At 70.9% G+C, this 23,525-nt stretch carries 25 protein-coding genes; 9 read left to right on the top strand and 16 right to left on the bottom strand.

The window, feature by feature from the left end; all coding sequences use genetic code 11:
- The first annotated feature begins 75 nt into the window (after nucleotides 1-75).
- Nucleotides 76-1,026, top strand: a complete 951-nt coding sequence (locus tag KUA19_RS23565) for a phosphotransferase family protein (protein ID WP_217399013.1) — start codon at nucleotides 76-78, stop codon at nucleotides 1,024-1,026.
- A gap of 66 nt (nucleotides 1,027-1,092) precedes the next feature.
- On the opposite strand, the gene KUA19_RS23560 is transcribed toward KUA19_RS23565, so the two are convergent.
- A complete protein-coding gene (locus tag KUA19_RS23560; RefSeq protein WP_217399011.1) occupies nucleotides 1,093-1,470 on the bottom strand; it encodes a DUF1304 domain-containing protein in 378 nt (125 codons plus the stop codon).
- 177 nt (nucleotides 1,471-1,647) lie between these two features.
- On the opposite strand from KUA19_RS23560, the gene KUA19_RS23555 reads away from it, so the two are divergent.
- From KUA19_RS23555 to KUA19_RS23535, 5 genes are read left to right on the top strand one after another with little or no spacing between them, the layout of a single operon-like run.
- Nucleotides 1,648-2,394, top strand: coding sequence for an ABC transporter ATP-binding protein (locus tag KUA19_RS23555; protein ID WP_217399009.1), 747 nt, complete (start codon nucleotides 1,648-1,650; stop codon nucleotides 2,392-2,394).
- A complete protein-coding gene (locus KUA19_RS23550; protein ID WP_217399007.1) occupies nucleotides 2,381-3,073 on the top strand; it encodes an ABC transporter ATP-binding protein in 693 nt (230 codons plus the stop codon). The genes KUA19_RS23555 and KUA19_RS23550 overlap by 14 nt, the downstream gene beginning before the upstream one ends.
- Before the next feature lie 23 nt (nucleotides 3,074-3,096).
- The gene (locus KUA19_RS23545; RefSeq protein WP_217399005.1) at nucleotides 3,097-4,353 is read left to right on the top strand and encodes an ABC transporter substrate-binding protein; all 1,257 of its coding nucleotides are present in this window, start codon (nucleotides 3,097-3,099) and stop codon (nucleotides 4,351-4,353) included.
- Nucleotides 4,350-5,231, top strand: a complete 882-nt coding sequence (locus KUA19_RS23540; protein WP_217399003.1) for a branched-chain amino acid ABC transporter permease — start codon at nucleotides 4,350-4,352, stop codon at nucleotides 5,229-5,231. Before KUA19_RS23545 ends, KUA19_RS23540 begins: the two co-directional genes overlap by 4 nt.
- Nucleotides 5,228-6,160 (top strand): branched-chain amino acid ABC transporter permease, encoded by a 933-nt coding sequence (locus KUA19_RS23535; protein ID WP_217399001.1) that lies wholly within the window; start codon nucleotides 5,228-5,230, stop codon nucleotides 6,158-6,160. The genes KUA19_RS23540 and KUA19_RS23535 overlap by 4 nt, the downstream gene beginning before the upstream one ends.
- 158 nt (nucleotides 6,161-6,318) lie before the next feature.
- On the opposite strand, the gene KUA19_RS23530 is transcribed toward KUA19_RS23535, so the two are convergent.
- From KUA19_RS23530 to KUA19_RS23490, 9 genes are all read right to left on the bottom strand, one after another.
- Complete coding sequence (locus tag KUA19_RS23530) at nucleotides 6,319-6,999, bottom strand: hypothetical protein (RefSeq protein WP_217398999.1); 681 nt, start codon at nucleotides 6,997-6,999, stop codon at nucleotides 6,319-6,321.
- A gap of 48 nt (nucleotides 7,000-7,047) precedes the next feature.
- Complete coding sequence (locus KUA19_RS23525; protein WP_217398997.1) at nucleotides 7,048-7,569, bottom strand: hypothetical protein; 522 nt, start codon at nucleotides 7,567-7,569, stop codon at nucleotides 7,048-7,050.
- 42 nt (nucleotides 7,570-7,611) lie between these two features.
- Nucleotides 7,612-7,821 (bottom strand): ferredoxin, encoded by a 210-nt coding sequence (locus KUA19_RS23520; protein WP_308167598.1) that lies wholly within the window; start codon nucleotides 7,819-7,821, stop codon nucleotides 7,612-7,614.
- The gene (locus KUA19_RS23515) at nucleotides 7,818-9,011 is read right to left on the bottom strand and encodes a cytochrome P450 (protein ID WP_217398995.1); all 1,194 of its coding nucleotides are present in this window, start codon (nucleotides 9,009-9,011) and stop codon (nucleotides 7,818-7,820) included. Before KUA19_RS23515 ends, KUA19_RS23520 begins: the two co-directional genes overlap by 4 nt.
- Nucleotides 9,012-9,109: 98 nt before the next feature.
- Nucleotides 9,110-10,951, bottom strand: a complete 1,842-nt coding sequence (locus tag KUA19_RS23510; RefSeq protein ID WP_254549959.1) for an MDR family MFS transporter — start codon at nucleotides 10,949-10,951, stop codon at nucleotides 9,110-9,112.
- A 174-nt stretch (nucleotides 10,952-11,125) separates the two neighbouring features.
- Nucleotides 11,126-11,746: a hypothetical protein gene (locus KUA19_RS23505; RefSeq protein WP_217398993.1), complete on the bottom strand. Its 621-nt coding sequence runs from the start codon at nucleotides 11,744-11,746 to the stop codon at nucleotides 11,126-11,128.
- A 137-nt stretch (nucleotides 11,747-11,883) separates the two neighbouring features.
- Nucleotides 11,884-13,779 carry a helix-turn-helix domain-containing protein gene (locus tag KUA19_RS23500; RefSeq protein WP_254549958.1) on the bottom strand — a complete coding sequence of 632 codons (1,896 nt, stop codon included), beginning with the start codon at nucleotides 13,777-13,779 and terminating at the stop codon, nucleotides 11,884-11,886.
- A gap of 23 nt (nucleotides 13,780-13,802) precedes the next feature.
- Nucleotides 13,803-14,585 (bottom strand): 3-hydroxybutyrate dehydrogenase, encoded by a 783-nt coding sequence (locus KUA19_RS23495; protein ID WP_217398989.1) that lies wholly within the window; start codon nucleotides 14,583-14,585, stop codon nucleotides 13,803-13,805.
- Between the two features lie 178 nt (nucleotides 14,586-14,763).
- Nucleotides 14,764-15,015, bottom strand: coding sequence for a hypothetical protein (locus KUA19_RS23490; RefSeq protein ID WP_217398987.1), 252 nt, complete (start codon nucleotides 15,013-15,015; stop codon nucleotides 14,764-14,766).
- Nucleotides 15,016-15,156: 141 nt separating this feature from the next.
- Here KUA19_RS23490 and KUA19_RS23485 point away from each other — a divergent pair, with 141 nt between their 5' ends.
- Nucleotides 15,157-15,663 (top strand): DinB family protein, encoded by a 507-nt coding sequence (locus KUA19_RS23485; protein ID WP_217398985.1) that lies wholly within the window; start codon nucleotides 15,157-15,159, stop codon nucleotides 15,661-15,663.
- A 46-nt stretch (nucleotides 15,664-15,709) separates the two neighbouring features.
- Here KUA19_RS23485 and KUA19_RS23480 read toward each other — a convergent pair whose 3' ends face one another.
- The gene (locus tag KUA19_RS23480) at nucleotides 15,710-16,288 is read right to left on the bottom strand and encodes an LURP-one-related family protein (RefSeq protein WP_372451832.1); all 579 of its coding nucleotides are present in this window, start codon (nucleotides 16,286-16,288) and stop codon (nucleotides 15,710-15,712) included.
- A gap of 100 nt (nucleotides 16,289-16,388) precedes the next feature.
- The gene (locus tag KUA19_RS44625) at nucleotides 16,389-17,372 is read right to left on the bottom strand and encodes a pentapeptide repeat-containing protein (RefSeq protein WP_217398983.1); all 984 of its coding nucleotides are present in this window, start codon (nucleotides 17,370-17,372) and stop codon (nucleotides 16,389-16,391) included.
- A 198-nt stretch (nucleotides 17,373-17,570) separates the two neighbouring features.
- Here KUA19_RS44625 and KUA19_RS23470 point away from each other — a divergent pair, with 198 nt between their 5' ends.
- Nucleotides 17,571-17,903: a hypothetical protein gene (locus KUA19_RS23470; RefSeq protein WP_217398981.1), complete on the top strand. Its 333-nt coding sequence runs from the start codon at nucleotides 17,571-17,573 to the stop codon at nucleotides 17,901-17,903.
- A gap of 43 nt (nucleotides 17,904-17,946) precedes the next feature.
- Here KUA19_RS23470 and KUA19_RS23465 read toward each other — a convergent pair whose 3' ends face one another.
- Nucleotides 17,947-19,161 (bottom strand): RNA polymerase sigma factor, encoded by a 1,215-nt coding sequence (locus tag KUA19_RS23465; protein WP_308167614.1) that lies wholly within the window; start codon nucleotides 19,159-19,161, stop codon nucleotides 17,947-17,949.
- Nucleotides 19,162-19,220: 59 nt separating this feature from the next.
- Nucleotides 19,221-19,571, bottom strand: coding sequence for a YciI family protein (locus KUA19_RS23460; protein WP_217398978.1), 351 nt, complete (start codon nucleotides 19,569-19,571; stop codon nucleotides 19,221-19,223).
- Nucleotides 19,572-19,701: 130 nt separating this feature from the next.
- Between KUA19_RS23460 and KUA19_RS23455 the strand changes: the two genes are divergently transcribed.
- Nucleotides 19,702-20,034: a hypothetical protein gene (locus KUA19_RS23455; protein ID WP_217398976.1), complete on the top strand. Its 333-nt coding sequence runs from the start codon at nucleotides 19,702-19,704 to the stop codon at nucleotides 20,032-20,034.
- 13 nt (nucleotides 20,035-20,047) lie between these two features.
- Here the strand turns inward: KUA19_RS23455 and KUA19_RS23450 are convergent, their stop codons facing one another.
- Both KUA19_RS23450 and KUA19_RS44620 read right to left on the bottom strand, forming a co-directional pair.
- Nucleotides 20,048-20,689, bottom strand: coding sequence for a hypothetical protein (locus KUA19_RS23450; protein WP_217398974.1), 642 nt, complete (start codon nucleotides 20,687-20,689; stop codon nucleotides 20,048-20,050).
- A gap of 100 nt (nucleotides 20,690-20,789) precedes the next feature.
- Nucleotides 20,790-23,273, bottom strand: coding sequence for a malectin domain-containing carbohydrate-binding protein (locus KUA19_RS44620; RefSeq protein ID WP_217398972.1), 2,484 nt, complete (start codon nucleotides 23,271-23,273; stop codon nucleotides 20,790-20,792).
- Between the last annotated feature and the right edge of the window lie 252 nt (nucleotides 23,274-23,525).

The raw sequence follows: 23,525 nt of genomic DNA, 5'->3' as shown, positions 1-23,525 counted from the left end.
CGCCACGCCCTGCGAGTTCGCCCGGGCGACCGCTTTCGGCCGCCGCACAGGCCGGTGGCCGACGTACGATGCGGCGTGACGTTCACACCACGGGCCCCGTGGGCCGACACACCCAAACCGGTGCGGATGGCCGTCGCTGAGGCGCTCGGTTCGGAGATCGTCGGCCATGCGGATCTGCACGGGGGCATGTCGCCCGGCCCGGCCGCGGGGCTGCGGCTGGCCGACGGCCGTCAGGTCTTCGTCAAGGCGGTGTCCGCCGAGGTCCGCGCACGAAATCATGCGATGGTCCGGCAGGAGTCGGCGATTCTGGACGTGCTGCCCGCGTCGGTGCCCGCACCTCGACGCCTGGCGACCGTCGAGAACGGACCCTGGATCGCGCTGGTCACCACCTGGGCCACGGGCACCACCGAAAAGGTGTGGACCGATGCGTCCATCGCGGCCGTGGTACACGCCTGCCGGACGGCCGGCGAGCACTCGGCACCGGGAACCCTGCCGCCGGTCGCCGAGCGCATCTTCGACTTCGACGGTTGGGCACGCGTGCTCGAGCTCGGCGCGGGCGACGACTGGGAAGCGACCTTCGCTGGTCCAGCGGCTGATCTGGTGGCCGGGTGGGACCGCTGGACTGTCGGCGGCGCGTTGGTCCATCGCGACATTCGCCTCGACAACACGACGGTCGACGCGGAGACAGGATCGGCGGTGCTGCTCGATTGGGCGTACGCGGCCGCGGGCGCCCCATGGATCGATATCGCCCAGTTGGCGGCGGATGTGGTCGCCACCGGACACGCCCTTGGTCAGCAGTCGGCGACAGACCGGGCGTACCGGCTGTTGCAGGCGTTGCCGCCGGAGGCGTCACGCTTCGTCGTGGGCTTGGCCGGAATGTGGTGCATCCGGGCCGCGACGATCCCGGACACGGTCATGCCGACCATCTCCGCCTGGCGTCGCGCGAGATCAGCAGCGTTGCGCCCGCTGGTGGCACGTCTGATCGACGACCTTCGCGCCTCGACCCGGCCCGCGCCGTCCTCCTGATCACCGAACCGCTGTTCGGTATGTCTGGGAGTCCCACTCCTACGTGGGAGGCGCTGTCGGCCGCACTCAGGCAGACAGCGCGGCGGCTAGGGCGAGCGCCGGGAACAACCCCTGGGTGAGGGCGGCGCGGGCCATCCTCCGGTCGGTCGCGATCAGCACGAGGGCCGCGCCGAGCATGCAGGCGCAGCTGAACAGCGCCAGGGTCGCGCCGACGGTGACCGGTCCGGTGTGGACGACGACCACCCCGCCCAGCGCGCCGAGGGCCAGGAACAGGTTGTAGAAGCCCTGGTTGAGTGCCCACGGCCGGACCGCGTCGAGGTCTTCGGGCCGGGTGCGGAACCGGCCGTGCACCTGCGGGCGCCGGAACAGCACGCTCTCCATCACGAAGATCAAGACGTGCAGCAGGCCGGCGAGCGCCGCGAACACCTGGGCGATCAGGTTCATGCACGCCATTGTCACGTACATCTGGTCAGCACAACCAGTGGGGACTCTGGCCACGTGCCCTCCGACCACACGTGACGGTCACCTACTCAAAGGTCCGTCTTCATGTCGTTGGCGCACATAGTCCGGACCGACACAGCACCGTAGCTTTTCCGAAATCTGATCCGGAAGAGGTGAGCTGTGTCATATGCACTTTCCGCCCGGGGCCTGACCCGTGACTTCCGCGGCTTCCGCGCGGTGGACGGCGTCGACCTCGACATCACCGAGGGCAGCGTGCACGCCCTGGTCGGGCCCAACGGGGCGGGCAAGACCACCCTCTTCAACCTGCTCACCGGGTTCCTGGCCCCGACTTCGGGCCGGATCGAGGCGTGCGGGCGCGACATCACCGGCCTGCCGCCGGAGCAGGTCGCCCGGCTGGGCGTGGCCCGCTCGTTCCAGATCACCAGCCTCTTCCCCGGTATGACCGCAGTCGAGCACGTCGAGCTGGCACTGCAGGGCACCGGCTGGCAGTTCTGGCGCTCCGACAAGATCCTGCGCCGCCACCGGCCCCGGGCACTGGAACTGCTCGACCTCGTCGGCCTGGCGGACCTGGCCGTCCACACCGCCGACAGCCTCGCCTACGGCCGCAAGCGCGCCCTGGAACTGGCCCTCGCGCTCGCGCTGGACCCGAAGGTGCTGCTCCTGGACGAGCCGACCGCCGGGATGGGCCTGGAGGACGTCGACCGCACCGTCGACCTGATCGGCCGGGTCCGCGACGGCCGCACCGTCGTGCTGGTCGAGCACAACATGGCCGTCGTCGGGGCGCTGGCCGACCGGGTGACCGTGCTGCAGTCGGGCCGGGTCCTGGTCGAGGGCGGCTACGACGAGGTACGGGCCGACGACCGTGTCATCACCGCCTACCTGGGGACCGCCGATGTTGCGCGTTGAAAACCTGTCGGCCGCCTACGGCGAGGCCGTCGTGCTGCGGGACGTGTCGCTGGAGGTCGGCACCGGCGAGGTGGTGACCCTGGTGGGGCGCAACGGCGCGGGCAAGTCGACGCTGCTGCGCTGCGTGATGGGCCTGCACCCGTCATACACGGGAAAAATCGAACTGGACGGCCGTGATCTGGCGTCGCTGCCCGCGCACCGGCGGGCCCGGCTCGGGCTGGGCTGGGTGCCCGACGACCGGGGCAGCTACGCGGGCCTGTCGGTGGCGGAGAGCCTGCTGCTGCCGCCGACCGTCGGCCCCGACCCGTGGCCGCTGGCCCGCGTCTACGACACCTTCCCCGCGCTGCACGCCCGGCGCGACTCCCCGTCGACCAAGCTGTCCGGCGGCGAGCAGCAGATGCTCGCCCTGGCCCGGGTGCTGCGGATGGGCGCGCGCCTGCTGCTGTGCGACGAGCCGACGGAGGGCCTGTCCCCGCTGCTGGTGCAGCAGGTCGGCGACATCCTGCGCACCGCCAAGGAGCACGGCGTGACGGTGCTGCTGGTGGAACAGAACGTGCACTTCGCCTCGACCGTCGCCGACCGGCACTACCTGCTGGTCAACGGCTCGATCGCGGAGACGCTCGACAACGCCTCGGTGCGCTCCCGCGAGCGCGACCTGCTGGCGTACCTCGGGATCTGACAACTTCCTCGAAAGGATGATCAATGACGACATCTAGGTTCCGGATCTCCGCGGTGCTCGCCGCGACGGCCCTGCTCGCCGCCGCCTGCGGCGGGGGCGGCCCGAAGGCCGACAGCGGCGCGAAGATCAGCGACAACAAGATCGTGCTGGGCGTGCTCAACGACCAGTCCGGCGCGTACGCGCAGCTGTCGGGCAAGAACTCGGTCAAGGCCGTGGAGCTGGCCATCGCCGACTTCAAGGCCAAGTACGGCGACAAGGCCGTCACCACCGACATCAGCGTGGAGACCGCCGACCACCAGAACAAGCCCGACATCGCCAACACCAAGGCCGCCGAGCTGTACGACCGCAAGGCCGTCGACGTGATGCTGGACGTGCCGACCTCCTCGGCCGCCGAGAAAGTCGCCGACGTGGCCAAGGAGAAGAAGAAGCTCTACTTCAACATCTCCGCCGCCACCACGACGCTGACGGGCGCCAAGTGCAACAAGTACACGTTCCACTACGCCTACGACACGTACATGCTGGCCAACGGCACCGGCAAGAGCACCACCGAGCAGGGCGCCAAGAACTGGTACGTGCTCTACCCGAACTACCAGTTCGGGCAGGACATGGAGAAGAGCTTCTCGGCCGCGATCTCCGCCGCGGGCGGTTCCGTGGTGGCCCGCGACGCCGCCCCGTTCCCGAACACCAGCGGCGACTACTCGACGTACCTGCTCAAGGCGCCGACGCTGAACCCGAAGCCGGACGTGCTGGGCACCATGCAGGCCGGGGCCGAGCTGGTGAACGTGGTCAAGCAGTACAACGAGTTCAAGCTGCGCGACAAGGGCATCGGCCTGGCTGTGGGCCTGATGTTCCTGACCGACATCCACTCGCTGACCCCGGACGCGCTGGCGGGCACCACCTACACCGACGCCTGGTACTGGAACTTCGACGCCCAGAACCGCGCCTTCGCCGACCGGTTCCTGGCCGCCACCGGCGTGCGGCCGACGTTCGCGCACGCCGCCAACTACTCGGCGGCCATGCAGTACCTGGAGGCCGTGCAGGCGGCGGGCACCGACAACGCCGACGAGGTCATCAGGCAGCTCGAAGGCAAGAGCATCAACGACGTCTTCCTGCGTAACGGCAAGATCCGCGCCGAGGACCACCGGGTCATCCACGACGCGTACCTGGCCCAGGTCAAGGCGGGCAAGGACGTCACCGAGGCGTGGGACTACGTGAAGATCCTCAAGACCATCCCGGCCGCCGAGGCGTTCCGGGCCCCGTCGCCGGACTGCCACCTGTGACCGGCTTCCTGCAGAACACGTTCAACGGGCTGGTGAGCGGGGCCTTCCTGGCCCTGCTCGCCCTCGGCCTGGCCGTCATCTTCGGCATGCTCCGGGTGGTCAACTTCGCCCACGGCACGGTCTACATGCTCGGCGCCTTCGGGGCGTACCTGCTGCTGGACAGCGCCGGACTGCCGTTCTGGTGGGCGCTGCTGATCGTGCCGGTGGTGCTCGGCATCGGCGGCATGGTGCTGGAGCGGGCGTTCATCCACCGGCTGACCAGGCTCGATCCGCTCTACAACTTCCTGCTCACGTTCGGGCTCGCGCTGATCCTGCAGGACCTGGTCAAGTGGCGCTACGGCGTGCAGTCCACCCCGTACGCCACCCCGGCGGGCCTGGACGGCACGCTCGACCTGGGCCTGTTCGACTTCCCGGCGTACCGGGTGTTCGTGCTCGGCTTCGCGCTCGCGGCGTGTGTCGCGGTATGGCTGGTGCTGGCCCGGACCCGGGTCGGGGTGGTGGTGCGCGCCGCGACCGAGCGGCCCGACCTCACCCGGGCGCTCGGCATCGACGTCGGGCGGTGGATCACACCGGTGTTCGGGTTCGGGGTGGCCCTGGCCGGGCTGGCCGGGGTGCTGGCGGCGCCGATGCGGGCGGTGAACCCGCTGATGGGCAGCGATCTGATCATCGTGGTGTTCGCGGTCGTGGTGATCGGCGGGCTGGGGTCGGTGTTCGGTTCGGTGGCGGCGGCGTTCGCGATCGGGCTGGTGCAGGCGTGGGGTGAGGCGTACGCGTCGAACTGGCCCATCGTCGCCCAGATCACCGTGTTCGTGGTGATGGCGGCGGTGCTGCTGTGGCGGCCGACCGGCCTGTTCGGGCGAGAGGAGATGGCGGCATGAGGTGGGTACGACCCGAGCTCGCGGTCGCCGGGCTGGCGGTCGCGCTCTGGCTGCCCAACGGGCTCTACCCGGCGGTGGCGGTGGACATCCTGTGCTGGGTGCTGTTCGCGGTCGCGGTCGACCTGCTGCTCGGGTACACCGGGCTGTTGTCGTTCGGTCACGCCGCCTTCTGGGGCACCTCGGCGTACGTGACCGGGCTGGTCGCGATCGACAGCGGGTGGCCGTTCCCGCTGGCGGTGCTCGCCGGGGCGCTGGCCGCGGCGGCGCTGGCACTGCCGATCGGGTATCTGGCCGTCAAGCGGACCGGGATCTACTTCGCCATGGTCACGCTGGCGTTCGCGCAGATGGTGTATTACATCGCCAACGAGTGGCGGTCGGTGACCCGGGGCGAGAACGGCCTGCAGGACGTGCCGCGCACGCTCGGCGGGCTCGATCTGTCCGATGAATACTGGTTCTACTACGCGGCACTGCCTTTGGTGCTGCTCGGCGTGCTGGCGGCGTGGCGGATCGTGCACTCGCCGTTCGGGCGGGTGCTGGTCGCGGTGCGGGACAACCCGGCGCGGGCGCGGGCGCTGGGGTATCCGGTGCACCGGTACAAGCTGCTGGCGTTCGTGCTGTCGGCGTTCCTGGCCGGGCTCGGCGGCGGGCTGTTCGCGATGGCGCACCGGTTCGTGTCGCTGGACACGCTGCACTGGACCACGTCGGGCAAGGCCGTGATCATCGTCGTGCTGGGCGGGATCGGCACGCTGTGGGGCGGGGCGGTCGGCTCCGCATTGGTGGTACGGCTGGAGGACTGGCTCGCGTTCTCCGGATTCGAGCAGGTCGGCCTCGTCACCGGGGCGGTGTTCGTGCTCGCGGTGCTGCTGTTCCGCCGCGGCATCTGGGGCAGCCTCGCCCAGCTCGCCACCCGCCTGGCAGGTCGGCGCTGACCCTGTGCGCATGTCAGGCGGCCTTTCGGCTCCCGTGCCGACGGGCCGCCTGACAGATCACTGATGTGATGATGCGCTGGTCTGGTCAGACCACTCAGACCGCACCTGCCCGCATCCCCGCCGTCGTGCTCCTCATCCATCCGACTCTGCCACGCCGCTCAGTAGTCGATCACCGACAGCCACTCGGCGCCGCGCTGGGGGCGGTAGCCGAGGTCGGCCAGGCCGCGGCAGGCCGCGGGCAGGTGGGCGGCGCCGTACACCACAGCCACCTCGATGGCCTCGGCCGCACGGGTCTGGTGCAGCTCGGTCAGGGCGGCCACCAGCTCGGCGTCCCGGTCGGTCAGCATCGGCTTCTTCAGGAAGCCCAGGAATGGCCGCGCGTCGGTGGTGTCGTCCACTTCGAACGACCGGGCCATCAGCCGCTGCCTGCCGCCGACCGCCATCGTGACCACGAGGGCGGGCACGAGCAGCAGCAGGTCCAGCCAGCCGTGCCAGGGCATGCGGCGGGCGTGCGCGGTCCTGCGGGTGAGCCGGTCCGGCCAGATCACCGGCACGTCCAGCGCCGCGTAGTCGATGTTCTGATGGACCAGGCCCTGGCTGGCCCGCTGCCGCGTCCAGCGCATGGCGGTGAGATAGGCCAGCCCGACCGAGCTCGGCCCGTCGTAGCCCTCGGCCACGATCAGGTCGCAGGCGCCGATCATCGTGGTGACGCGCCGGTAGAAGCCGGCCCGGCCGAGGTGCAGCATCGGGAACAGCGTGAATCGCAGCGCGGTGTGCGGGCTGCGGAAGGTCACCACCGCCGAGCGCACGCCGATGACGCTCACCTCGGTTATCTGCACCGGCCCACCCTTCGCGACAGGGCCGCCAGGGTATGGCCGATCCGCAAGTCACCCCATCGGCTCGTACGGGCCGTGTTCACTGATCGGCCGGTAGGCCTCGTCGGCCGCCGCCGCGTGCAGCGCCGCGAGCAGGCCATCGGCGTGCGGCAGGTCCAGCGCCTGCCGTGCGTGGGCCCGCGCCTCGTCCAGGGTCTGCCCGTCCGGGTCCATGGCGTCGTCCTCGCGGATGAAGTCGTCGGCCTCGGCCAGCGAGCGGAGCAGCTCGTCGCCGAGCGGCAGGGCTAGCGCGTCGTGCAGGCTCGGCAGGCCGACCCTCAGCGCCAGCGCGTCGCGCAGACTGTGCGCGACCAGGCCGCCCTCGCCCTCCGAGCCCGCGTACACGACCGCGCCGGACGGGGTGAGCAGGAAGGTGCCACCGCTGGCGTCACCCGCGATCGGCGTCAGCGGCTCGCCACCGGCCAGATGCACCTGCTCGACCGAGTCGGTGCGGGTCAGGTCGAAGTCGAAACGCCACGCGAGCAGCTCGGCGAGCCCGGGCGTGGCGTGGATCCGCGCGAGGAGGTCTGTCATGGACGCATCCTCACCGACAGGTCCGACAAACCTCATAGAAGGTCAGGCCTCGGTGACCTCGATGGCGGCGGCGGGGCAGTTGTAGGCGGCCTCGCGTACCGCCGTCCATTCCACCTCCGGCGGTTCGGGCTGGCGCAGCAGCACCAGGCCGTCGGCGTCGTCCTGATCGAACACCTCCGGCGCGGTACGCACGCAGTTGCCCGACCCGCAGCACGCCTCCCGGTCCACCGCGACCCGTAGCACACCACTCACCAGGTCACCTCCAGTTCCCGCACCCCGAACACGACCGCGTCGCGAAACTCGACGCTGCTCGGATCGACCGCGAGCTCCAGCCCCGGCAGGCGCGTGAACAGCTCCGCCAGCGCGATCCGCAGCTCCGCGCGGGCCAGCGGCTGCCCGATGCACTGGTGGATGCCGAACCCGAACGCCATGTGCTGATGCGAGCCGCGCGTCAGGTCGAACCGCTCCGCGTCGGGGAACACGTCCTCATCCCGGTTGGCGGCCGAGAGCAGCCCGATCACGCCCTCCCCCGCCGCGACCCGGTGCCCGCCGACCTCGGTGTCGCGGATGGCGACCCGGGTCAGCCCGGTGCGCACGATGGTCAGGTAGCGCAGCAGCTCCTCGACCGTGTCGTCGATCAGGGCCGGGTCCTGGCGCAGCCGTTCCAGCTGGGCCGGGTGCTGCAGCATGACCAGCGCGCTCAGCCCGATCATGTTCGACGTGGTCTCGTGCCCGGCGATGAGCAGCAGCACCGACAGGCCGACCAGCTCCCGCTCGGTCATCTCGCCGGTCTCGACGCGCTCCACGGCGAGGCGGCTGATCATGTCGTCGCCGGGGTTCCGCCGCTTGTCGGCGATCAGCCGGACCAGGTAGTCGCGCAGCTCCTCGATGGCGGTCTGCACCTGCTCGGGCGGGCTGGCCCAGGCCAGCAGGATGCGGCTGCGCTCCTGGAAGAACTCGTGGTCGGTGTACGGCACGCCGAGCAGGTGGCAGATGACCATCGACGGCACCGGCAGGGCGAAGTGCTCGACCAGGTCGGCGGGCTTGCCCGCGGCCCGCATCGACTCCAGCGCCTCGAGCACCGTCTGCTGGATCAGCGGCTCCAGCGTCCGGATGTGCTTGATCATGAACTCGGGGGTGAGCATCCGCCGGAACTTGGTGTGGTCAGGCGGGTCCATCCGGATGAACGAGCCCTCACGCTGCGGCATCTCCTTGGGCAGCGGCCGGATCAGTGGGAACCCGGGGCGACTGAAGTCGCTGGAGAAGTCGGGGCTGCGCAGCAGCTCGCGCAGGTGTTCGTGCCGGGTGAACAGCCAGGCCTGCTGCCCGGTGGGCAGCTGCACCCGGCCGACTCCTTCCTGGCCGAAGTCGGGCAGTCTCGGATCGAGGCCGTCGTTGCCGAACGGGTAGGCGGGAATGCGGGTGGCCAGCGTGTCTGACATCGTTCCTCCCTGGGCCGGAGACCCTTCCAAGCTACAAGGAAATGTCAGGTTTTGCCGGTTCTACCCGGCGGCCGGTTAAAAACGGACATCGATGCAGGTCACGGCTCCCAGTCGCCGCGTCCCTGCCAGGGGCCCCGCTTGGGTTCGCCGTACCCGCTCGCACCGGCACGGGCTCCCGCGAGCGGGGTGGGCCCGCCGCGCCGGTGTGCCGGGGTGTACCCGGCGGGCCGGTAGGCGTGCGCCTGGGGCGCGTGCGGCACGGGACGCGGCACCGCCGGCATCGGCTGGCGTGGGACGAACCCGGCATGCGCGACCGCCTGGTGTGCGGGCGCGACGGGCGCCTGCCCGGCCCGCGTCGCGGCCTCGGTGTGCGAGCCCGCCTGCGTCGCGGCCTCGGTATGCGAGCCCGCAGCCGGGGCGTCGACGCTGGACCGCAGCACGATCGTGGGCAGGAACAGGGCGGCGAGTACGCCGATCAGGGCCACGGCGGCCGAGATGAGGAAGACGTGGCCGGTGGCGTCGCCGTACGCCTCGCGGACGATGGCCTGCGCGGCGGGCGGCAGCGCGGCCAGGTTGAGCGAGCCGCCGCCCGAACCCGCGGACATTCCGGCCGCCGCCAGGTGCTCGGCGATGATCGACTGGACCCGGTCGGCGAGCACGGCGCCGAGCACCGAGACGCCGATGGTGCCGCCGAGCGAGCGGAAGAAGGTCACCGAGCCGGTGGCGGCGCCGAGGTCCTTGCGTTCGGTGGTGTTCTGCACGGCCAGGACCAGGTTCTGCATGGTCATGCCGACGCCCAGGCCGACCAGCAGCATCCCGGCGCCGATGGCGGGCAGCGGGGTGGTGTGGTCGATGAACGACAGGCCCAGGAACCCGGCGACCAGCGCGATCGTGCCCGTCACCAGGTACGGCTTGATCCGGCCGGACTTGGTGACCATCTTGCCGCTGATGGTCGAGGAGATGACCACACCGAGCATCATCGGCATGGTGAGCAGCCCGGCCTCGGTGGGGCTGTAGCCGCGGCCGATCTGGAAGTACTGGCCGAGGAAGACCGAGCCGCCGAACATGGCCATGCCGACGGCGAGGCTGGCCAGGATGGCCAGGGCGGGCACCCGCTTGGCGATGACCGTGATCGGCACGACGGGGCTCTCGGCGCGCAGCTCGACCCATACCGCCAAAGCGAGAACCGCGACCGAACCGCCAACCATGGCGTAGCTCTGGGTCGACAGCCAGGCGAACGAGTCGCCGACGAACGACACCCAGACCAGCAGCGTGCTCACCCCGGCGGTGATCAGCAGCGCACCCGCGTAGTCGATCTTCGCCTTGACTCGGGGCGTTCGGGGCAGGTCGAGGGTGAACCAGAGCAGCGCGAAGGCCAGCGCCGCGATCGGTACGCCGACGAAGAAGCACCAGCGCCACCCCAGCCACGAGGTGTCCACGATCAGGCCGCCCAGCAGTGGTCCGGCCAGGGTCGCCACCGCCATCACGCCGCCGAGGTAGCCGTTGTACCGGCCGCGCTCGCGGGGCGGGATCATCGAGGCGATCACGATCTGCACCAGCGCCTGCAGCCCACCGACGCCGATGCCCTGCACCGCCCGGAACGCGATGAGCTGGCTGGTGTCGTGCGCGAACCCGCTGAGCAGCGATCCCGCCACGAAGATCGTGATCGCGACCATGACCAGCAGTTTCTTGCCGAACATGTCCGACAGCCGACCCCAGATCGGGGTGGTGGCGGTGGCGGCCAGCAGCGTGGCGGTGACCACCCAGGTGTACTGCGTCTGGGTGCCGTTGAGCTCGCCGATGATGCGGGGCAGCGCGGTGGACACGATGGTCGAGCTGATCATCGCGACGAACAGCACGAGCAGCAGGCCGCTGAGCGACTCGAGGATCTCGCGGTGGCCCATGCGCAGGTGGCGGGGGGTGTGGTGGCCGGGGGTCATGGGATCGACCTTGCCACCAACTTTGCACACTGTGCAAAGTTTCCCCCTGTGCACTACACCACTACGAGAGTAAGGAAGGGCACCTTCGTCGGCTCGCGTCAGCGAGACGAGCAGCAGCTCCGCTCGCGTTGCGTAGAAGAAGGTGCCCTTCTTGACGGCCTTGGGCCGCCAGGCTCAGGCCTTGGTGAGATGCCAGGTCACGGTGGGTGCGGCCAGCGTCGCCGACGAGCCGGAGCAGGTGTAGGCGAGGGCACCCTGGCGCAGATCCATCGCGCCCTTGAACGGGATCGTGGTCATCGGGACCGTCTTGCCGCCGACAGTGGCCTTCATGTCGGCCTTCACGTCGTCGGTCGGCATGGTCCCGGCGATCTTGCCGCCCTTGGAGGTCCAGTCAGAGCTCGTGGCGGTGCCGGTGTACTTCGAGTCGACCTTCATGGTCAGGCCGCTGCCCATCGGCACGCTGATCGCGATGTTCGCGTTGTACTTGATGGTCATCTTGTCGCCGAAGGACAGCGTGATGGTGCCGGTACCGGCTCCCTTGGCGTCCATCTGCGCCATCATGGCCGCCGCCTGCTTGGCCATGTCGTCAACGTCAACCTGCCACGTCCCTGTCAGACAGCCGTCGCGGTCAGCCGAGCCGCCGTCCGCAGGGCTCGCCGCGGGACTGGCACCGGTGGCGGTTGACGCGCCCGCCGCCGGGGAAGCGCCCGTGGCCCCCGGATCCTCCGGGCCGCAGGCGGACATCATGAGCGCGGCGGCCGCCGCCAGACCTGTCAGCATCAATCTCGTTCGCATGCGGTACAGGATGGGTTGGCGCCGGGTCGGCGAGCCACCTCATGTCGCCAACAGGTCACTGCCCCACCGCTCGGCAACCTGCCGTTAAGAAGGGGCCCTTCCTCTACGCAAAGCGATAAGAAGGGGCCCCTCCTTACCTAGAGGTTGCGGAGGCGGTGGAGGCGGAGGGCTAGCTGGATCTCCAGCGAGCGGGCGGGGGCCTGCCAGTCGGCGCCGAGCAGGTTGCCGACGCGTTCCAGCCGCTGGGTGACGGTGTTGACGTGGACGTGCAGGCGTTCGGCGGCGCGGGCGAGGCTGCCGCCGGAGCCGAAGTACGCCTCGAGCGTGGCCAGCAGCGTGGTGCCGCGGCGGGTGTCGTAGTCGACGATCGCGCCGATGGTCTGCCGGACGAACTCCTGCACGTCGCCGCCGTCGCGGTCACTCACCGCGCCGAGCAGCAGGCCGACGAAGCCCAGTTCGGCGCTGCCCGCGCCCTCGCCGGTGCGCCCCAGCGAGATCAGCGCCGAGGCGCAGCGCACCGCCTCCTGGTACGCCGCCCCCAGGGACCCGGGACCACCGGCCGGGCCGCCGCCACCCGCCGTGACCGGGCGCCCCAGCACCCGGGTCAGCTCGCGGACCACCGCCTGCGCGGCGGGACCCGGTTCGGCGCCGGGCAGCAGCAGCACCACCCAGCCGTCACGGGCCGCCGCCAGGCCGGTACGGGCCGAGGCGTACGTGCCCGCCCACGACAGCGCCCGCCCGCGCTGCTGGCCGGGGCCGGTCTCGGCCCGCACCGCCACCACCACGTGCGGGGCGTCGAGGTCCACGCCCAGGCGCCGGGCGCGTTCGCGCAGCGCGGCCGGGTCGCGCACCGGCTCGGCGAGCAGGTCGTCGAGCAGCTCGCCGCGCACCCGGCCCTCGGCCTCCGACGACGCCCGGCGGAACAGGGTCAGCAGCGCGGTGACGAGCGCGGCGCGCTCCAGGATCTGCTGGTCGGCGTCGACGAGCTCGCGTTCGGGACGCAGCACGAGTGCGCCGAGGTCGTCGGCACCGGCGACCACGGCGGCGACCCACAGGCCGTCGCGGCGTACCGCGCGGCCTTCCAGGCGCGAGGCGGACAGGGCCTCGGCGACCCGGGCCGGTTCGAGTTCGCCCAGGCCGCCGACGGCGGCGACGGGGCGGCCGTCGGGGTCGAGCACGACCAGGTCGCCGCCGAGCACCTCGGTGACCGCGGCGACCACGTCCTCGACGCCGCCGCCGCGCAGCACCAGGCCGGTCATCCGGTCGTGGGCGGCGGCGGCGCGTTCGACCGAGGCGCTGTGGGCGCGGATGACCGCGTTGGCGGCCGACAGCTCCTCCAGCGCGGCCCGGGTCTCGGTGAGCAGCCGGGCGGTGTCGATGGCGACGGAGGCGTGCGCGCCCAGCGACACCATGAGGGCGACCTCTTCGCGGGCGAAGGGACGGGCGGAGCGGTTGGCGGCGTACAGCACGCCGATGACGCGCGAGCCCAGCCGCAGCGGTACGCCCAGGATGGCGACCAGGCCCTCCTCGCTCACCCCGCTGTCGATGTCGCCCTTGTGCTGGAAGCGCATGTCGGTCATGTAGTTCGCGGTGGCGTACGGGGTGCCCGTCTGCGCCACCAGACCGCCCAGTCCGGTGCCCATCGGCAGCCGCAGCACCTGGAACTTCGCCGAGATCGAGCCGTCGGTGACGCGCATGTAGGTGTCGCCGCGCTCGTCGTCGTTGAGCGTCATGTAGGCGATGTCGGTGTTGAGCAGCCGCCTCGCCCGGTGCACGATCGCGCGCAGCACCGCGTCGAGGTCCCGCAGGCCCGCCAGGTCGCCGGCGGTCTCGTACAGGCCGGTCAGCTCCATCTCGCGCTGGCGGCGCCGCTCCAGCAGCCCGCGCACCCGCAGCGCCAGCAGCTTGGCGTCTTCCAGCTCGGCCAGGCGTTCCGGGGACGCGCCCGCGGCCCGCGCGGCGACCAGCGGACCCTCGAACTCCACGGCCGCGGCCTCGCGCGACAGCAGCTCAAGGAACTCCGCGCCCGACATGGCGACCGATCCTGCCACGCGCATCAGTTGGCGGTCCAGCCGCCGTCCATGGCGATCGAGGCGCCAGTGATGAACGAGGCGGCGGACGTGCACAGGTATGCGGTCAGTTCCGCCACCTCGTCCGGCTCGATCAGGCGCTTGATCGCGGCACGGGCCAGCATGATCTTCTCGATGACCTCCGACTCGGCCAGCCCGTGCGCGCGGGCCTGGTCGGCGATCTGGCCCTCGACCAGCGGGGTGCGCACGTACGCGGGATTGATGCAGTTGGAGGTGACCCCGTGCGCGGCGCCTTCGAGCGCGACAACCTTGGACAGGCCCTCCAGCCCGTGCTTGGCCGCCACGTACGCCGACTTGTACGCCGAGGCGCGCAGTCCGTGCACCGAGGAGATGTTGACGACGCGGCCCCAGCCGTTGCCGTACATGTGCGGCAGCACCTTGCCGACCAGCCGGAACGGCGCCTCGACCATGACCTTCTGGATGTAGCCGAAGCGCTCGGCGGCGAACTCCTGCACCGGCGCGACGTGCTGCAGCCCGGCACAGTTGACCAGCACGTCCACCGCGCCGTCGAGGGAGTCCAGCCCGGCGGGGTCGGACAGGTCGACGCCGGCGGCGATGCCGCCGATCTCGGCGGCGACCACCTCGGCCGCCACGCCATCGCGGTCGACGACGATCACCCGAGCGCCCGCAGCGGCCAGGCGTATCGCGCAGGCACGGCCGATGCCGCTGCCCGCGCCGGTCACCATCGCGGTGCGGCCGGTGAGGTCGAGGTGTACGACATGGCGCTGCGCCATAGGTGATGCCGTCATGAGTCCAGAACCTAGGTTTCGGCGCCGGACGATCACATGGGCTGCGGCCACATACTGCACCGGGCGCGCATGTGTGCGGACATGTGCGCGTGTCTGTGGCGGTGTGGGCCCGGCGCGCACTCGCCCACGCGCGCGCCGGGCCCCGGTGGCCGTCGCGACAGCCACCTCAGGGGTTTGGCTACTCGGGTCCGCTCTTGACGCAGTTGACGCTGAGCACCGTGCCGACCGCCGCGCTCAGGACCGGCGCCAGCCTGATCGCCTGCGCAAGGCTGCTGGCCTGCAGCACCACCACCTTCTTGACCGGTGGCAGCAGCGGCAGTTGGGTGACGACGGCGCAGGCGTACGTGTCGGCGGCCGCGGCGGGGACCGCCATCGTGGTGGCCCCGAGCGCGGCGGCGGCCAGCAGGACGGCGAGTCGTACCTTGGTCATGGCGGTAGCCTTTCCTTTGAGCCTTTCGTCCGTTTATTTCGGACTTGTCGCTCAGCCTGCCGCAGCCGGACGGCCAGGTCGATCACCCGTTCCGGCGACCCCGCGATCTTGACAAGAGCCGCTGCTGGTAGACACGTGCGAATGACCACCGAACGCATCGGCCCGAAGGCCACTGCCGACGAGCGCGAGATGCTGCGCGCCTTCCTCGACTACCACCGCGCCACGCTGGCCTGGAAGTGCGACGGCCTCGACGACGAGCAGCTGCGCCTGCGCTCCATGCCGCCGTCCACGCTGTCGCTGCTCGGGTTGGTGCGGCACATGGCCGAGGTGGAGCGGGCCTGGTTCCGCCGCGTGATCGACGGCGAGGACATCGGTCTGGTCTGGTCCGACAGCGGCGACTTCCAGGTCGCGTACGACGCCACCGGCGCCACCCGGGCCGAGGCGTTCGCCGCCTGGCAGGCCGAGGTCGAGCACTCGCGCCGCATCGAGGGCGAGGCGGCGTCGCTGGACGTGACCGGGTACAGCAAGAGCTGGGACGAGGACGTGTCGCTGCGGATGGTGATGCTGCACCTGATCCACGAGTACGCCCGGCACAACGGCCACGCCGACTTCCTGCGCGAGGGCGTGGACGGCGTCACCGGCGCCTGACGCGCGCGGTGGCCCGGCCGAACCCGGCCGGGCCACCCGACAATGGTCAGCGGCCCTGGAGCGCGTCCAGTGCGACAGCCATGGCCACGATGAGGCGACGGTCGGCCTGCGGGTCGTGGATGGTCACCGTGTACTTGTCGCGGAACAGCTTGAACTTCTTCTCCACCGAGAAGACCGGACGGCCGCTGGCGACGAAGTCGAAGTGGTAGGGCAGGAACGACAGGTCGGAGAAGCGGCGCACCAGCGCCACGAAGATGCTCCGCTCCTGGCCGGTGGTCCGGAACCCGTCGGTCGACTCCAGGTGCCAGGTCGAGCGCAGCAGCGACTTGGCGAAGTCCTTCTTGAACAGGCCGATCGGCGTCCCGTTGTGGTCCTTGACGTCGTAGGTGGCGCCGAGGTCGATCACGCTGCGGGCCTTGAACGCGGCGAACACCTCGGACTTGGTGTCGTCGCGGAAGAGCGTCACCTCTTCCTTGAGCTTCATGCGCTTCTGCTCGACGAAGGCCAGCATGGTGCCGTCGGAGCCGTCCGGGGTCGCGGTGCGGACCTCGTACCGGTTGATCATCATGGTGAAGCGCTGCTTGACGATCAGCGTCTGCTGAGCCTGCAGAGTGGACAGATCCACTGTTCCTCCGTGGGGGTGGGGGGTCGCGAGACATTCTTGTGTCCGCGAGCCGACAGTGTGCCACGGCCCGGCGACACCCGCCCGGGAGGTGACCGGCCGATCAGCCCGCCAGCAGGGAGCGCAGCAGGTCGGCGGCGGCCCGGTCGGCGATCGCGTCGAAGTCGAGCAGGGCCTGGTCGCTGCCGCCGTTGACGCCCATGAACCGGCGCAGGTACTGCAGCCGCCCCAGCGCGACCAGCGAGGACTGGTCGTCGCAGCCCTCCAGCTTGGCGATGCCCGCGTCGATGCGCGCCGCGTCGCGCACCACCAGCAGGTCCAGTCCCGGGGGCAGGGTGACCCGATCGAAGTTCACGCCGCGGAAGTCCACGTCGTCGAAGGCGGTCACCCGGCCCATGTCGACGTCGAGCATCGGATTGGGGCCGAGATTGCGGTCGCGCTCCAGCACCCGGCCGTCGAAGACCACCTCGCGCAGGGCGCCCGCGAACGTGCAGCGCACCAGGCTGGCCTGCCAGAAGTTGGTGCAGGCGAGCTGGGCGTGGGAGAAGTCGACGTCGGTGAACCCGGCCACGCCGCAGCCCAGGCGGGTCAGGTCGGCGTGGCTGAAGTCGACCCCGCGCAGCCGGTTGGGCCGGTTGGCATACCAGCCGCCCACCGAGGACCGACCCAGCTCCGCCGCCACGAAGGTGCAGTCGAGCACGTCGGTCGCCCACATCCGCAGGCCGGTCAGGTATGCCCCGTCGAAGCGGCAGTTGTCGAGCACGCAGCTGAACAGTCGCAGCCGGGGCAGGTGCGCCCCACGTAGGTCCAGGTCGGCCAGGTGCCGTCCCTGCAGCTCCACCTCGGTCGGCAGCGCCGCGAACTCGAACGTGTAGGAGGTGCCGCCGAGCATCGGTTCGCGGAAGTCGGGCTCGATGGCACGCACGTGCGGCACGCCCAGGCCGCGCAGGTCCCAGCGGCCGTCCACGCGCTCGATCGGCAGCCCGTCCAGCGGTTCCCCGGCCTGCAACCGGCGGACGATCTCGTCCTGCAGGTCCGGTCCCGTGGCGACATGCCACCGTTCGACGAGCGCCTCATCGTGCCACACGGCCGACCCCACCTCTCGGCGCCAGGTTTGCCCAGGTCACCGGCGCGTGGCGACAAACCTAGGCCGGGGGCGGCGAGGGTACAACCCCTGGCCGCCCGAGATGCCAGGGTTGTCCGATCGTGTTATCGAACCTTGACCCGCCGCAGCCGTGCGACTACCACCAGGCAGCACGCGACCTGCACTTATCCCGATGCCGGCGTGCCGACCTGGCCGTTTCCGGTGATCCACTACCTCGTTGCCTCGAACGAGCCGAACACGGCAGACACGACGGGGGGCAGGACCACATGGTCGAGCGCAGGCGGCTGTTGCAGGCAGCGGCATGGGGGAACGGGCGGAGCGCTGCTGGCGCCACGGACCGGGTGGACGCAGGAGGTCGCCCGCGGCCGGGCGGGCACGCTGGACCCCACGAAGATCCGCAAGTACGCCGCCGAACTGGCGCTGCCCGGCGTGATGCCGCCCGTGCCGCACCGCCACGACCTGGCCGAGTACGTCGTGGCGGTCCGCCGGGTCCGCCAGCAGGGTGCTGCCTGAGGAGCTGCGGGCGGCCGCCGCGGCCCGGTTCGACCGGTGCGCCTCAGCCTGCGGCGGCCAGCCGGTCGCGCAGGAACGCCCGCTCGGCCTCGTTGGTCGTGAGCGCCAGCGCCCGCTCGTACGCCCGCCGGGCCTCGGCCGTACGCCCCGACCGCCGCAGCAGGTCCGCTTTGACGGCCGGAAGGTACTGGTAGGCCGCGAGGCTCGGGTCCCGCTCCAGCTTCTCGATCTCCGTGAGCGCGACCTCGGGTCCGGCGACCATGGCCAGCGGGACGGTCCGGTTCAGGGCGACCACGGGCGAGGGCCAGACTTCGAGCAGCCTGTCGTACAGCTGGACAGACTGTGCCCAGTCGGTCTCCTCGTACGACGGTGCCTGCGCGTACAGCGAGGCGATCGCCGCCTGCAGCACGTATCGCCCCGCCCCGCCCCGCAGCCCCGCCACGACCAGGTCGTGCGCCTCGGCGATGGCGTCGCGGTCCCAGCGCGAACGGTCCTGCTCCTCCAGCCGCAGCAACCGGCCCGCGGCGTCCACCCGGGTGGCCCGGCGCGCGTCGGTGACCAGCAGCAGGGCGAGCAGTCCGCGCACCTCGGACTCGTCGGGCATCAGCTCACGCAGCATCCGGGCCAGGTGCAGGGCCCGGTCCACCAGGTCGACGCGCACGAGGTCCGCCCCCGAGGGCGCGGTGTGCCCCGTGGTGAACAGCAAGTGGATCACCCCGAGCACCGAGCGCAGGCGGTCGGGCAGCTCCGCCGGGCGCGGCACCCGGTACGGGATCCCGGCCCCGGAGATCTTCTTCTTCGCCCTGGTGATACGGGCCGCCATCGTCGGCTCCGAGACGAGCAGCGCCTTCGCGACGTCGGCCGTGGGCACGCCGCACACCAGTCGCAGCGTCAGCGCCAACTGCGCCTCGGGCGCCAGCGCCGGATGGCAGCAGGTGAAGATGAGTCGCAGCCGCTCGTCGGGCACCGAATCGTCAGGATCCTCAGCGTCGGCAGGATCCTCGCCGAACAGTCGCTCCATCGCGGTGTCCGCGACCGCCTCCTCGGGGGTGACCAGCAGCGGCAGTTTCGAGCGGAACGTCAGGTCGCGCCGGATCGCGTCGGTCGCGCGGCGCCTGGCCGCCGTGGTGAGCCACGCCGCCGGGTTGCTCGGCACGCCGTCGCGGGCCCAGCCGCGCAGCGCCGCCGCGTACGCCTCCTGCACGCACTCCTCGGCCAGGTCCAGGTCCCCGGCCACGCGCACCGTCGCGGCGAGCACCAGGGCCCACTCGCGACGATGCGCGTCGACGATGGCCGCCGCGACGGCCGACGGGTCGCTCATCCGCGCTGCACGAACCCGCCACCGGCGACGGGGCGCACCTCGACCCCGCCGCCCAGCCGGCACACCGGGTTGAGCCTGGCGATCGCCAGCGCGGCGTCGAGGTCGGGTGCCTCAAGGAGGTAGAAACCGGCCACGATCTCCTTGGCGTCCAGGAACGGGCCGTCGGTGATGACATCGCCGCGGACCGAGGTGGCCAGGTCCCGGGGCGTCAGCGCGTACGCCGCGATCATGGCACCGGAGCGCTCCAGCTCCTCGGCGTGCCGGTCGTGCGGGGCGGTGTCCTGCGCGGTGGCGTCCGAGCGGTGGGCGGAGTCGCCGGCGTAGATCAGAACCGCGTACTGAGCCATGTTGAGCTGCCTTCCTGCTTCGAGTTCCGGAGTCCTACGCCGTTACGTCGAACACGTCGCGCGAATTCGACAGACCGTACGCCGAAATCTCAGGAGATCGGTGTCACACCGCTCCGCCATGATCTCTGTCATGACGCCCAAGACCAACAACCTGCTGCGCTATCCCGTGGACCCGGACGGCAACCTGGAGCACTATCCGAGCCTCGCGCACGGCTACCGGGCAGCCGAACAGCGCTGGCAGCACAACCGGGCCTTCGAGACGACGCTGACCATGGTCGAGATCAAGCGCGGCCGCTCGGCGGCGTACGTGGTCTGGCGGGCAACAGACGGGCGGCTGTACCCGATGTTCCTCAGCGACCTCGGTGACCTGCTCACGGCGAAGGTGATCGACCGGGGCGTCGTGCACGGCACCTGGCACGTACGCAAGGCCGGGCACAATTACGGCCTGGCGCTGGCCGCCTGAGCGAACCACCTCGCTACTGCGGATCGTCCAGGTATGCCCGGCCCAGGGGCGTGTAGACCATCGCCTGGGGGAAGCGACCATGGCCCAGCCGGACGGCCAGCAGGACCGCCGACCGGCCGGGCCGCGATCCGCCGGCGTCATCGAAGTGGAACGCCACCAGGTCCTGCTCGCGGCTGGCCGGGGCGTAGGCCAATGTCTTGGCGCTGCTCGGTCCGTTCGGGCCGAACAGGACCGACGGCGGCCCGAACTCCGCGTTGACCTCATCGAGGTCGTGGTCGCGGTCCGACCAGCACGCCACCTCCTCGCGCAGGCGCCGGTAGTCCGGATCCGCGAGGGTCCGGTCGGGCTCCAGCCAGCCGTGGCGCCAGGCGAACTCGGCGTACACCGATGATGCCGCAGTGTCGCTCGCCCCGTCGTAGACGTGCTGCCCGAAGGCGCCCCGCACGCCGAGGGCGTTCGCACCGCCCCTGGCCCTCAGCCGTTCGTACTCGTCCTTCCAAGCGTGTTCGAGCCCGTCGATGAACGCCAACGAGTCGCCCACCAACCGCAGCGCCGTCTCGCCGCCCCACAGCGGCGTGCGGCGCAGGATGTCGTTCAGCCTGTCCAGGTGGAACCGGCGGACCTGGTCGAGGGAGGGTTTGGCGGCGGCTTCCATCCGTTGATCATGCCACTCGGGCCGCCGCTGGAGTTGCCGGGCAATCGGGCGAATGACGGCGCACGACACGCCCGATTGCCCGGCAACTTCGGAGAGTGGGTCAGCCGCGCAGGAACGCGCCCGGCGAGCGCCAGTCGGTGCCGTCGAGGCCGGGGCCGCTGACCGCGACGGCGGAGCCGGTGAAGGCCGTACCGTCGAAGGCCCGCTTGATCAGGCGACCGTCGGTGCCGCCGCGCGACCACCAGGCGTAGCCGCCGGAGACGAACAGCACGCCCGAGTTGTTGGACAGGTTCTCCAGGGCGCTGGAGTTGCCGCTGCCGTTGATCTGGTTGCGCACCGAGCCGGCGATGCCGCTGTCGGGGCTGAACCAGCGCCAGAACAGGGCGTTCGACCCGGCGATGGTGTAGTACAGCTTCCCGTTGGTGTAGTACATGCTGCGCACGTTGGGCAGCTCGCCGTACAGGCCGGACTTGACGCCGGTGTAGACCGACGTGCCGGACAGGGTCGGCACGCCGTCCCACCTCGGGTCCGAGTGCGGGTTGAGCAGCGCCGCCGGGCCGAGGTTGACGCCGTCGAAGGAGCGGACGTACATGTTGCTGTTCGACATGCCGTAGAACAGCTTGTCGTCCACCAGGAACGCGCCGCGCAGGTTCGCCCACACGGTGCCGTCCGCGCCGCCGACGGCGGTGAGCGCGCCGGCCGTGGTGACGCCGTCGTACGACCGCTTGGCCAGGCCGGGGCCCGTGCCCGAGGTGGTGCGCACGATCTCGATCGCCTCGATGCCCGGGTCCTGGGCGACGTGGGCGAAGCTGATGTCGATCGAGCCGTCGCTGGTCACCGGGAACGTCAGCGTCTGGGCCACCCGGTAGCCGACCTGGGCCACGGTGTCGTAGTCGTTGGCGACCAGGGCGCCGTCGATGCTGACGTCGAAGACCCGGTCACCGGGCAGGTGGTAGACCCAGTCGCGGGCGACGAAGGACAGGCGCACCTCCACCGGCGTACCGGTCGCGACCGGGAACGACCAGGTCATCTCGGGCGCGGCCGAGCCGTCGTAGCGCAGGTCGTCGAAGACGGCGGGCGGGGTGCCCGCCGGAACCGAGGCGTCGAGGGTGATCGTGTTCGAGGTGACCGTGTTCGCGGTGCCGCCGGTGTTGTGGAACGGGCTCGGCGCGTCGTCGGTGTCGGCGGCCCAGGGCAGGCGGCCGTCGGTGGCGGCGAGCTGCGGGCCGCCCGCGTTCACGCGGTAGAGCACGTCGCCCGCGGTGTACGGCACGGTGCTGTTCGGGAAGTGCACGTCGGTCGGCAGGTCGCCGACGACCCCGGCAGGCGGGGTGTAACCCCCGGCCAGCGGGAAGTAGGCGATCCGGCCACGCATGTAGTCGAAGTTGCCGATGTACTCGGTGTCGGAGCCGACGTAGAGGCCGTCGGCGGTGGCGTACAGGGCCGAGGCGCCGACGCCGCGCGGGTGGCGGCCCGGGTTCCACGTCTGCGGCACGCCGCTGACCGGCTCCAGCGCGGCCAGGCCCGGCCGGGCCACGGCACCCTGCTGGGCGGAGTCGCCGCCGGAGCTGTTGTTCATCCAGCGCTGGTGGCCGCCGACGTACACGGAGGCGCCGGTGACCGCCACCGACAGCAGCGTGTCGCCGCCGGTCCAGTCGACCCAGGTCGGCTGCAGGTTGACGCCGGTGGTCCAGGTCTCCCAGCGCGAGGCGCTGTCACACAGCGAGCCGCTGCCGTACGGTCCGCCGGTGTTCACGACGACGAAGTAGTTGCCGTCCGGGGAGTAGTCGACGTCGCGCACCCACTTGTCGAAGGCGCCCCGGTTGCAGACGTCGTCGAACCGGTTGGTGTGCCAGCTCGCGACGGTCGCGGTCGCGCCGGTCAGATCGAGCTGGACGACCTGGTCGTAGTCGCCGCCGCCCGCGGTCTTGAAGTTGCCGATGACGACGGCGCGGGTGCCGTCGGGGGTGATGTCCAGATCGGTCGGGCCGACCGAGGAGTTGGCGCCGCTGCCGTTGTAGTTGTGGTGTCCGGTCAGCGCGATGTCGGCGAAGGTGTCGAAGGTGCCGGTGCTCGCGTCGAGCGTGGTCAGGCCGTAGCGGGTGGCCGCGCCGACGGTGGTGAAGAAGCCGCCGACCAGCAGCCGGCTGCCGAACTGCTTGACCGCGGTGACCGCGCCGTTCATGGCCGGCGCCTTGAAGGTGGTGACCACTGCGCCGTCGACGGTGCTGAGCAGCACCAGCCTGCTCCAGCCGCCCGACTTCACGCCGGTGAACCGGCCCGCGACGTAGACGGTGTCGGCGACCGGCCCGGGGGCCAGGGCCAGGACCTCGTCGTTGATGTTCGGGGCGAACGTGGCGTCGACCAGGCCGGTGTTCGCGTCGAACGCGAACAGGTACGGCTTGGCGTAGTTGGTGCCCGGACCGCGGTCGGTCACGCCGGTGAACGTGCCGCCGACGAAGACCTTGCCACCCACCTTCACGATCGCGTTGACGGTGCCGTCGTTGATGTTCGGGGTCGCGGTCGACGGTACGGCCGAGGGGATCGTCGAGTGCGCCGGCTGCACCGCCGCCGCAGGACCCACCCCCCAGAGTGTGGTCGCCAGGACACACGCCCCGGCCACCATGATCCGACCAAGTCTCACAGGTTTCTCCCACCGGGCGCTGATACAGAAGACGGCACCGCCTCACGCCGTCGCTACGGAATGGACACGGTGCCGGATGTCGGGGAAAGCCTTGTCCCGCCGAGCCTTTGAAGCAAGAGCGCGGGCCGCGATGTGACCGTTCGGACAATGGCGCACAACCGACCGCCATTGCCGACCCTCGACTGCTAGATC

The sequence above is a fragment of the Catellatospora tritici genome, from assembly GCF_019083965.1.
GTDB classification, from domain to species: Bacteria; Actinomycetota; Actinomycetes; order Mycobacteriales; family Micromonosporaceae; genus Catellatospora; species Catellatospora tritici.
The sequence above is the reverse complement of the archived record's forward strand: the minus strand, read 5'-3'. Positions and strand labels throughout refer to the sequence as shown.